This is a genomic window from Streptomyces sp. UNOC14_S4 (genome assembly GCF_020740835.1).
In the GTDB taxonomy this organism is placed as follows: Bacteria; Actinomycetota; Actinomycetes; order Streptomycetales; family Streptomycetaceae; genus Streptomyces.
In genome coordinates this window covers 1-3,496 of the sequence record NZ_JAINFC010000659.1, presented here as the reverse complement: position 1 = coordinate 3,496, position 3,496 = coordinate 1, and the positions used below count along the sequence as shown (strand labels likewise).

Genomic DNA, 3,496 nt, shown 5'->3' with positions numbered 1-3,496 from the left:
GCTGTACGGGGAGTGCGGGTGGCAGCCAGGACTTGAGGCGGTAGGCGAGGAGGCGGGCCGGGCGGGCGATGACGCCCACAGGGAGCTCGCCGCCGAGCGTGCGCGCGAGCTGGACGGGGCCCACGCCACGGTCGAGCCAGGCCCGGACATCCGGGGCCAGGAGGCGGACGTCACGCTCGGAGAGGACCAGCCGCGGATCTCGGCGGCGCAGCCCTGCCAGCAGTTCGGCGGCGGGCTCGTCGACGGGTGGCAGCGGCACGTCGGGGGTGCGGCGGCGTTTGGTCAGGTCGGCCTGCGGCCGGGGGCGGGGGCGCGGTGCGCTCGCCGTGCGGTGGTCGGGGTGTTCGTACCAGCTCGTACGGGTCACCATGCGCCCTCCCGCGCACCGTTCACGCTTCCGCTCCAGATACCCGGCCTCCTCCAGCTCCTTCAGCGCGCGGGCGATCACGATCTCGCCCTCACGGAAGCGACGCGTGAGGTCTTTGATGCCGACTAACGCGCCGTCGGGGAGGGACTGGATGTACACCCCGATGCCGATCGCGACAGCGGACAGGCGAGGGTGCTGGGCGAGGTGATTGCCGACGACGGTGAAGTGGGTGTCGTGGCGGTGCCGGATGTGGGTCACTCCGGCCTTCGGCGACTCGGCGCACGCGAACCCGTGCGCGCTAGACTGCGCGTCAGTCATGAGGAAGGGCTCTGCTTCCTTGATGATCAGGCCCTCGTCCGGGATTGCCGTCCCGGCGGGGGCCGTCGTCTTGTCTGGGGCTTGTGGCGCGAACGTACCGCGCCGGTGACCGCGCCTGCCACCTTGTCACCCGATAGGGTGACGACTTCCGGTTTGGGAAGGTTCGGTAATTCCCCCAATCCTTTAACGGGACGTCGGGGGCGGCCAGTTCGCGGTTGACCGGGTCTCGGAAACCCCGATCCCGGGCAGTTCAGCGCGATGAGCAACCACTGGACCAAGAGCAGCTACAGCCACGAGGACCGCGGGGCCGCCTGGTCGTCCTTCGTCACCACCGTCACGGCGGGCTGAACCACCGGCTCCGAACGCACCGGAACGCAAGGTGACGGCGTCCGGTCCGGTCAGTTCAGCAGGGCGGCCGCGAACGTCTTGCGGTGGTCCGCCAGCCAGGTCTGCATACGGTCCCAGCGTTCCCATCCGCCATGCTCGGCCAGCGCCTGGAGATAGACGGGGTCACCGTCGGCCACGCGGCGGGCGACGAAGGCCCGGCAGACCTCCGTGGCCTGCTCGATGACGCCGGGCAGGTCGGCGCGGTCCCGCGGCGAGAGGCCATAGCTGTCGGCAAGGATCCGCAGACGTGCGGGCGCGTCCAGCCTGGAGGGGTAGAGAGCGGCCACGGATTCGGGATCCAGCACGGGCATCCAATAGCGGGCGGTCATGGCGACGTCCCACAGGGGACGGCCCGGGGCCGCACGGTCGAAATCGATCAAGGCAACGGCGCGGCCGCCGCGGAAGACGACGTTCTCCGGGCACACGTCGTTGTGGCACAGCATCGTTCCCCCCTCCGGGTCGGCCAGGTCCCGGGGCCACTCGGCATGGGTGTCGACCGCGACGGCCGCGCTGGTCCCGTGCAGGCGCCGCAGCAGGCTCCCCACCGATTCGAGGGCGGTCTTCGTCATGGCCCAGCCCGGGAACGGGGGCAGAGCCACATCGCCTGGAATGAAGGTCAGTTGCTCGCGGCCATCCGCAGTGAGACCGACAGGGGTCGGCGCCGCGTCGAAGCCGTGCTCCTTCAGCGCGAGGAGATGGGCATGCAGGGCGCGCGCGTTGCGCGGAGCCGGGCGCTCCACCAACTCCCCCCGGCGGAAGACCGCCCCCACGTTCACCATCCCGCCGACCAGCGCCTCGTCTTCAGCCGTCATGAAGATCACGCTATCGCCGGCTCGACCCCTGCCGCGGCAACCAACACGGATCACGGTGAACGCACCGCGTTCGGTGGTTCACCACCCGCTCCCTCCGCACGCTGTCGACGACGCCCACGGGGAGTTCGCCACCGAGCGTGCGCGCGAGCTGGACGGGGCCCACGCCACGGTCGAGCCAGGCCCGTACGTCCGGGGCGAGGAGGCGGACGTCACGCTCGGAGAGGATCAGCCGCGGGTCACGGCGGCGCAGCCCGGCCAGCAGCTCGGCGGCGGGCTCGTCGACAGGCGGCACCGCACACGCCGCCGCTCCAGATACCCCGCCTCCTCCAGCTCCTTCAGCGCACGGGCAATCACGATCTCACCCTCACGGAAGCGACGCGTGAGGCCCTCGATACCGACCAACGCACCATCGGGCAGCGACTGGACGCACACCCCGATACCGATCGCGACAGCGGACAGGGACCGGACTTCACGCGTCATTGCCAGAAGAGTTCCTCGATCACGATCTGCGGGTCCGCGACGCGGCGGACGAACACGAAACGGGCCCATCCGCGGCCACCGTCGAAGGTGAGAATGTGCGGGCCACGGAAACGCGTGGACCTGGCGGGCTCGACCGGGACGTGCTCGCCGGGCCGGTAGGGGTCCTTGGCGGTGAGGAGATCGACGAGGGCATCCCGGAAGGTGTCCCTCACGCCCTCGGGCAGCGAGTCGCGGTAGGCACGGGCCGCTTCGACATAGTCGATCTGCCAGGGCGGGCCCATGAAGCCGTCGGTCACTGGCCGGGCTCCGTTTGTCCGGCTTCCCGCCTCAGGTGTGCGGCCTGCTCAAGGAGCGCTCTGGCCTCAGCGACATCGTCCGCTTCAGCCGCGCGGTCCTCCAGGTCGGACACCCGCGCGTCCAGTCGAGGGTCGCGGGCAAGGGCGTACTCGGCCCACCAACGGGCCATGAAGGCAGGGACCGGAGTGAGGTCGTAAGTGTCGGCGATATCGCGCTTCCAGTGCCGGTCGAAGTCCGCGAGAAGACGCGGGGCATGGGCGGCGATCGCCTCTCGCAACGCCTTGGGGTTGCGCTCAGGCATGGGCGGGACACCGGCGGGACGTGGCGTCGCGTGGCGGGAGCTCACGCGGCCCTTCCCTCGTCCCGTTCGGCCTTGGTGGCCTCGTTGAGGATCTGGCGGATGCGGGAGTCGGAGAAGCCGGCCGCGCCCGCGATCTGAGCCTTGCGGCCATGGACGGGCTTGGCCTCGAACGCCCGGAGGACGGCGGCATGGAAATCGGCCTCGGCCTTCTTCCACGCACGACGCGCGGAGACCACGGCATCGAGGGTGAGATCCTCGCCCTTCTTCTTGAGCATGGCACCGGACCGTACCAGATTCCGCACTCCATTTCGCTTTATTCTTCGGATTCACCATCAGTCGCCCCAGCACCTCCGCCCACCGGGCTTGTTGCGCCAGTTGTCCGGCAGTCACGGCAGCGCAGTCCGGCCAGCAGCTCGGCGGCGGGCTCGTCGACGGGCGGCAGCGGCACGTCGAGGGTGCGGCGGCGCTTGGTCAGGTCGACCTGCGGCCTGGTGGTGCCGCGGCGCGGCCGGAGGATGGAGGACGGCGGAGGGG

Annotated in this window: 6 protein-coding genes and 1 pseudogene; all 7 read right to left on the bottom strand. The window is 70.5% G+C overall.

The genetic code is table 11. The features are described from left to right. Positions 1 to 685, bottom strand: a pseudogene (locus K6I34_RS33855) (helix-turn-helix domain-containing protein); the annotation flags it as partial. 398 nt (positions 686 to 1,083) lie between these two features. After that, positions 1,084 to 1,884, bottom strand: a complete 801-nt coding sequence (locus K6I34_RS33850) for a phosphotransferase (protein ID WP_229331871.1) — start codon at positions 1,882 to 1,884, stop codon at positions 1,084 to 1,086. A 225-nt stretch (positions 1,885 to 2,109) separates the two neighbouring features. Then, complete coding sequence (locus tag K6I34_RS33845; protein WP_308294096.1) at positions 2,110 to 2,364, bottom strand: hypothetical protein; 255 nt, start codon at positions 2,362 to 2,364, stop codon at positions 2,110 to 2,112. Next, on the bottom strand, positions 2,361 to 2,660 hold the full coding sequence (locus K6I34_RS33840) for a hypothetical protein (protein WP_229331870.1): 300 nt from the start codon (positions 2,658 to 2,660) through the stop codon (positions 2,361 to 2,363). The genes K6I34_RS33845 and K6I34_RS33840 overlap by 4 nt, the downstream gene beginning before the upstream one ends. Continuing rightward, positions 2,657 to 2,962 (bottom strand): DUF6247 family protein, encoded by a 306-nt coding sequence (locus K6I34_RS33835; RefSeq protein WP_229331869.1) that lies wholly within the window; start codon positions 2,960 to 2,962, stop codon positions 2,657 to 2,659. Before K6I34_RS33835 ends, K6I34_RS33840 begins: the two co-directional genes overlap by 4 nt. A 41-nt stretch (positions 2,963 to 3,003) precedes the next feature. Then, complete coding sequence (locus tag K6I34_RS33830) at positions 3,004 to 3,237, bottom strand: hypothetical protein (RefSeq protein WP_229331868.1); 234 nt, start codon at positions 3,235 to 3,237, stop codon at positions 3,004 to 3,006. Between the two features lie 38 nt (positions 3,238 to 3,275). Beyond that, positions 3,276 to 3,496, bottom strand: a 221-nt coding sequence (locus K6I34_RS33825) for a hypothetical protein (RefSeq protein WP_229331867.1), incomplete at its 5' end; no start/stop codon positions are given.